Source organism: Burkholderia sp. JPY481, from assembly GCF_038900515.1.
Lineage (GTDB): Bacteria > Pseudomonadota > Gammaproteobacteria > Burkholderiales > Burkholderiaceae > Paraburkholderia > Paraburkholderia youngii.
In genome coordinates, this window is sequence record NZ_JAYMRT010000034.1 from 38,533 (window position 1) to 45,099 (window position 6,567).

3 protein-coding genes and 2 pseudogenes are annotated in these 6,567 nt (G+C 62.8%); 3 read left to right on the plus strand and 2 right to left on the minus strand.

From position 1 onward, the window contains the following. Positions 1-53 precede the first annotated feature (53 nt). On the minus strand, positions 54-1,124 hold the full coding sequence (locus VSR82_RS36835) for a LacI family DNA-binding transcriptional regulator (protein ID WP_498858621.1): 1,071 nt from the start codon (positions 1,122-1,124) through the stop codon (positions 54-56). Positions 1,125-1,381: 257 nt separating this feature from the next. Here VSR82_RS36835 and VSR82_RS36840 point away from each other — a divergent pair, with 257 nt between their 5' ends. Then, positions 1,382-2,269: an IS5 family transposase gene (locus VSR82_RS36840; protein WP_498858622.1), complete on the plus strand. Its 888-nt coding sequence runs from the start codon at positions 1,382-1,384 to the stop codon at positions 2,267-2,269. A gap of 701 nt (positions 2,270-2,970) precedes the next feature. Here the strand turns inward: VSR82_RS36840 and VSR82_RS36845 are convergent. Continuing rightward, positions 2,971-3,482 (minus strand): annotated as a pseudogene (locus VSR82_RS36845) (transposase); the annotation flags it as partial. 485 nt (positions 3,483-3,967) lie between these two features. On the opposite strand from VSR82_RS36845, the gene gspD reads away from it, so the two are divergent. Then, positions 3,968-6,277, plus strand: coding sequence for a type II secretion system secretin GspD (gene gspD, locus VSR82_RS36850; protein ID WP_498858623.1), 2,310 nt, complete (start codon positions 3,968-3,970; stop codon positions 6,275-6,277). A 5-nt stretch (positions 6,278-6,282) separates the two neighbouring features. Further along, positions 6,283-6,567: pseudogene (locus tag VSR82_RS36855) on the plus strand (type II secretion system protein GspE); the annotation flags it as partial.

The window sequence follows — 6,567 nt, forward strand, 5'->3', positions numbered from 1 at the left end:
CAAAGCCTGTCGATGTGAAGCCTTTCAGCTCGTCGAAACGCCGAGGATCGGGTTCACCTCGCAAGGTGGTCGACCAGATAAGGGCTTCGGCGCAGGTTGGCCGAGCAGAAAATGCGGAACTCGACGGGCCCGGGAGGCGCGGGCGCGTCCACCACGCCGCACGCATTGAGCGCATGCTGCAATGCTGAGATCACCTGCCCGTCAGGGTCCTGGTCGATGGCGATATCCATCGTGCCTTGCTCAATGTATTGCCTGTGGCGGTCGAGCATTTCATGGCCGACCCACACCGTCTTGCCCGCCGCGCCCACCCTGCGCAACGCCGCTTCGATCCCTTCCGATCCGTATCCGCTGTTGTAGATGCCGACCACGTTGCTGCGCTTGAGTGCGTTCAGTACGGCACGATGGCAACGGTCTGGGTCATCCAGCGTTTCCATCTCTTCGTGTTCGCAGACGAGGTGCGGAAACGACTCGACCAGCGTCGCGCGGCATCCGCTGATCCGGTCGACGTGCGCGCGGTAGTCCTTGTGCGAGCAAAGCAGCAGCACGCGACCGGGCTGCGTCGCGAGCCGTCCTACGAAATACCCAGCCGTGCGGCCTGCGCTTGCATTGTCGATACCGGCGTAATGCAAACGGCCGATGTCGGCGATATCGGTCACCATCGTGACCGCGGGGACGCCCTGGGCGATCACTGCGCGCAGCGCATCGCGCACCGCGGGTGTGTCGTGCGTCGTGACGATCAGCCCGGCACGCTTGTGATTCGGTCGAAGGATCGCATGCGTGATGACTTCGTCGTCGGCCTCCGGAACGATTTGCCGATGCAGGACGATTCTCCGATCGAGCATTTGCATCGACCGTTGCAGCGCGAGATTAATCCGCTGAAAGAGGGGCGTGTCGTTGCGCGGGATCAGCACGTCGATATGCAGGAGTCCGTGCCTTGGATTGGGCAGCACGCGAGGCACGCCGAGTTCGCGTGCGGCCGCCACAACGCGTGCCCGCATCGCGGCGGACACGCTGCCCCGTTCGTTCAGCACGCGGTCCACCGTTGCGAGGCTCACGCCAGCGGCTTCGGCGATATCGAGGAAGCGGGGCCCGCGCTTGCGGCGTGGTGAGGTTGGGTTTTGCATGACCCTGTATCCATGTTTTGCGTGTATGGCTGCGCTGTCGCAGCGTCCGGCCTTTGCTCATTGCAGCATGTCGGCTTTGTCCGGATGGGGGTATTGCAAAGATGCTGCGGGTTGTGTAGAAGCGCAACATCATGAAGCCAGCTTGAATAATGCCATATAAAGCCAGACTATAAACGGGTGAACCGCGCAAGCCCAAGAAGCCGGGGTACCGGGTGACGAACGCGCGGGCGTATAACCAGAGCCTGAGAAAGCGCGGCATGATCAGCCTGTATGTGCCGGGCGGCGATCTGAAGGCGCAGCTTATCAACGCAAAGATCCGTACGCCGGGCGTGTCGGGGCGTGAGCCGACCTACACCACGGCGTACATCGAGCTGATCTTTACCTTCTACCGGCTGTTCGGCTGGGGGATGCGGCAGATCACCGGCTATATGGAGGACTACTGGGAGACTCGCGGGCTGGACATCCCGGTGCCCAGCGCCAGTCAGCTGGGCGAACGGTTCGCTTCACTGGAGGTGAGCGTCACGCAGCGTTGCGAACAGCTGGCCCGGCGTCTCGCGCACGGCGAGACGATCAGTCTCATCGTCGACAGCACGGGATTGAGCTTTGGGCGGGCGAGCCAGTGGTACGAGGCAAAGTACGCCCAGAAGGCCGCGCGCACGCCGTGGCGGAAGATGCATCTGTCGATCGACGCTGACATGAACGTACACGCGATCCGCATCGCCACTACAGAAGTATCGGACAGCGAAGGAATGGACGCCGTGCTGCCCGCTGATGTGCCGATGGATCGGGTGATTGCCGATGGCGCGTACTACAGCATCGAGCGTCCCGAAGCGCTTTCAGGCGCGGGCGTGACGCCCGTCATCCCACCGCTAGCTCACGCTGTCGTACACGGCGAGGAGCGAACCCGCCGGCATGACCGGATCGTCAGATACATCGAGGACAAAGGCATCTATGCATTTCACAAGAAATACGGCTACGGTGTGCGCTCGCTGGTCGAGGCACAGATCTCGCGCATCAAGCGCTGCATCGGCGAGCGCCTGCTGACGCAGGGGCTTGCGTCGCAGGAAGGTGAAGGCGTAATCATCGCCAACCTGCTGAACCGGTGGAACGCCTTCGGCAAACCGGTTTGCGTCAAAAATGCATAGTCGCGTCCATAGCACGGGAACTTGTACCCATCCGGACAAAGCGCGTTGCGCAGCCGGTACTGGAATGCTCCTTTTTCAACTGCCTTGGAACGGCCACGCGATTGCCGGCCATCTCGCGCTTACAGGACGATTGACGATATTTCATCAACGTTTCCGTTGATCCGACCGAGCCCGGCGCTTAACTTCGGGGTCGTGCCGTTGGCGATAACCGATCGATACGGAGTCAGGATGGCGCAACGACTGCTGGGGTTCGCCTTCGCTGGAAGAAGCATCTTCGCGGGCGGATCGCAAAAATAAACCGTTTAGAGCATATGTCCATAACCAATAACTACGAGAATTCGGCGGATACCGCCTGCATCGATCCCAAACTAACGCTCAGATACACGGGTGCGCTATGCGCGCAAGGTAAGTCAGCACAGGCGAAGTCAATGTGCCGTGCAATTTTCGCCGCCGACCCAACTCGTGCCGATGCGCTTACTCTTCTCGCGACGATTGCCTTCCCGATGAAGGAACTACCGGTTTGCCCTTCCCCTTCCGTCGCCCCGCCGCCTTGCGTGCGCGGTACCTTTCGTGTTCGCCGCCGCTGCGGGGCATGCGACGACCGACTGGGTCGACACACCCACACGAAGGCCTTTCTGACCGGCCCGCAGCTGATGGCGCGCAACGCGGTGCCATTGCTCGAACTGGCCGACGGCGAGATCACGGACATCGTCCTCGGTCATCCGCGGGGAGCCATAGGCGCCTTTGACCTCGGCATGGATAGACCGGATCAGGACGAGCAACTGTGCATCCGTGAGGCGCTTGCGCCCGGGCGTGCCGCCGCGCTTCCACGCCCGATAGCCATTCAGGCTGACCGACAGGACCCCGCACAGCGCCGACAGCGGATAGTGACGGCGATGCGAATCAATCCAGGCGTACTTCACAGGAGGTCCTTCGCGAAGGACGCCGCCGCTTTTTTTGCGATTTCAAGTTCCATCTGCAGGCGCTTGTTCTCGGCCCGCAAGCGTGACGGTTCCATCTGCTCCGGCGTGACAACCTTTGTCCCCGGGCCGTTGAGCGTGCCTGCCTCATCGGCCTTGACCCAGTTGCGCAATGACTGGTGTGAAATCCCCAGCTTTCGAGCGACGACCCGCGCGCTTTGCCCGTCTTTCACTCGCTGCACCGCGAGCGCCCTGAACTCCGCGGTGTATGCCTGCTTCGGTATTTTGAACATCGATTCTTTCCTTCCTTCGGGTCGAGTTTACACACGACCTGCTGGAAGGCGAAATTTCGAGGGAAGCTCATCATCGCCAACCTGCTGAACCGGTGGAACGCCTTCGGCAAACCGATTTGCGTCAAAAATGCATAGTCGCGTCCATAGCACGGGAACTTATACCCATCCGGACAAAGCCCATCGGCAGCAGCGCATTCCAAGGCGGTCTTACTCCCTATGCCACGAAACCAGGCGTCTAATCTGGTGCTGCGGGCACGCATCGCACTTGAGCGTCTTCGACCCGGGCGACGGTAGCCAATTGCAGGTTTTGACTCTGCAGCCGTCATTGGCAAACGACCGATTCTACCTGACCGGGAAGGACCGAGAGGTAAGCGGCGCTGTTTTCTGGCAGTCCTCCCAGCAAATCATGTAAGGGTAGACCTGCCGTTTCGTTGCTCTCACATGGAATGTGACCAGAACCATACACATTTTGGATGGCAAATACTATGGCTTTATCTCGCGTCGCAACCGCATTGCTGCTGGCTGCACGGATCACCGTGCAAACTGCACACGCGCTCGTGTCCGAAAATTCGGTGCCTCAGGATCAGGCGCTCAAAACCCTGCAGTCCGCGCTGCGGATGCAGGGTTTCGCGCCCGTGCAGGATCATGGCGTGCTGAAAGTGGTGCCCGAGGCCGACGCCAAGCTGCAAGGCGTGCCGACCTACGTCGGCAACGCGCCGACTGCGCGCGGCGACCAGATCGTCACGCAGGTCTTCGCGCTGAGGAATGAGTTGGCCAACAATCTGCTGCCGGTACTGCGTTCGCTGGTCTCGCCGAACAACACGGTCGCGGCCTACCCCGCCAAAAATACGATCGTCGTCACCGACTACGCCGACAACGTGCGGCGCATCGCCCGGATCATCGCCGATTTCGATAGCGCGGCCGGCCAGGGGTTTGCAGTCGTGCCGCTGAAGAACGCGAACGCCATCGACATCGCGCAGCAGATGAACAGGATGCTCGATCCGGGCTCGATCGGCAGCACGGACGCGACGCTCAAGGTGTCGATCTCGTCCGATCCGCGCACCAACTCGCTGCTGATGCGCGCGTCGAACACCGCACGCCTCGCGGCGGCCAAGGAACTCGCGAAGCAGCTCGACATGCCGACCACGATGCCGGGCAACATCCACGTCGTGCCGCTACGCAATGCCGACGCGACGAAGCTCGCGCGCACGCTGCGCAGCATGCTCGGCAAGGGCGGCGGCGAGGGTTCGTCAGGCGGTTCGAACGATGCGAACTCGTTCAATCAGAACAGCACTGGCGGCGGTCTGTCGAACAGCAGCAGCTCGACGGGTACGTCGGGCTCGCCGCCGTTGCAGTCGGGCGGCCTCGGCAGCGGCTCGATGAACTCTCCGATGGGCGGCGGCGCTTCGGGCTCGAACAGTAATAGCGGCGGCTTTCTCGGCGGCGATAAGGACAAGGACAAGGAGGAGCACCAGGACCAGGGCGGCGGCATGATCACCGCCGATCCCACGACCAACTCGCTGATCATCACCGCGCCCGAAGCGACGTACCGGAACTTGCGCGCGGTGATCGACCAGCTCGATGCGCGTCGCGCGCGGGTCTATATCGATGCACTGATCGTCGAGCTCAACTCGAATACGAGCGGCAATCTCGGCATTCAGTGGCAGGTCGCGAACGACAACCTGTTTGACGGTACTAACCTCGCGGCTGGCACGGGCAACAGCATCATCAACCTGACGCCGGCCGCGGCCGCTGGCGCCGGAAAGGGTCTGCTCACGGCTCCCGCCACGAGCGCAGCGCCTGGTCTGGCCACGGCTCCCGCCTCCAGCGCAGCGCCTGTCCAGCAGGGTCCGAACATCGGCTGGCTTCACAACACGTTCGGCGTGCAGGGTCTCGGCGGTCTGCTGCAGGCGCTGTCGCAGACCGCCGATGCGAACGTGCTGTCCACGCCGAACCTGATCACGCTCGACAACGAAGAGGCGAAGATCATCGTCGGTAACAACGTGCCGATCCAGACCGGTTCCGACTCGAACCTGACGAGCGGCACGACCAGCGCGGCGTTCAACACGTTCGACCGCGCCGACATCGGTCTGACGCTGCACGTGAAGCCGCAGATCACCGACGGCGGCACCCTGAAGCTGCAGCTCTACACGGAAGGCTTGGCGATCGTGGACGGCACGAACAACGCGGCGACGAACCCGGCGGGCCCGGAATTCACGAAGCGTTCGATCCAGTCGACCGTGCTGTGCGATAACGGCGAGATCATCGTGCTCGGCGGCCTGATGCAGGACAACTACCCGGTCAGCAACAGCAAGGTGCCGCTGCTCGGCGACATTCCGTGGCTGGGCCAGTTGTTCCGCTCCGAGCAGAAGACGCGCAACAAGACTAACCTGATGGTGTTCCTGCGCCCGGTGATCCTGAGCGACCGCGACACCACGCAGGCCGTCACGGCGAACCGCTATGACTACATTCAGGGTGTGCAGGGCGCGTACCGTTCGGACAACGACATCATGAGGGATCGCGACGATCCGGTCGTGCCGCCGATGCCGCTCGGCCCGAGCCAGGGCGGGGTGCCGGCGCTGAATCTGTTCGAGCTGAATCAAACGCGCCGCCAGCAGATGATGCCGCAACAGGTGCCTCAGCAGGTACCGCCGCAGGCCGTGCCGCAAGCTGGCGCGCAGACCACCACCGAACCCGTGCCGCAGACGATGCCGCAAACCATGCCGCAACCGGCCGTCGTCGAGCCGGCAAGCGGCCCGGTGCCAAGCACGGTGTCGCCGGGAGCGCATCCGTGACGCAGATGCCCGCGCAAACCGCGCCCTCGCAACGTCCGCTGAACGGCGATGCCGCGGCCGGCGAGCGCGCAGCGGCCAGATCCTGGTCGCGCATCAGCATGCCGATAGCCTCGAAGTCTGGATCAGCGAGCGCACGAGCGAAGCCGCGCTTGCTGAAATCGCACGCAACTACGGCGTGGTGTCGGTCGTGCGCGTGCCCGCCGACGATCTCGCGCAGGCGATCAACCAGGCCTATGCGCGCCNGGACGGCAGCGCCGCGCAGGTGGTCGGCGAAGTCGAAGGCGAAGTCG

Excerpts from the sequence above, each read along its gene's own strand:
- VSR82_RS36835 (WP_498858621.1), bottom strand. The coding sequence starts at position 1,124 with ATGCAAAACCCAACCTCACCACGCCGCAAGCGCGGGCCCCGCTTCCTC.
- VSR82_RS36840 (WP_498858622.1), top strand. The coding sequence starts at position 1,382 with ATGATCAGCCTGTATGTGCCGGGCGGCGATCTGAAGGCGCAGCTTATC.
- gspD (WP_498858623.1), top strand. The coding sequence starts at position 3,968 with ATGGCTTTATCTCGCGTCGCAACCGCATTGCTGCTGGCTGCACGGATC.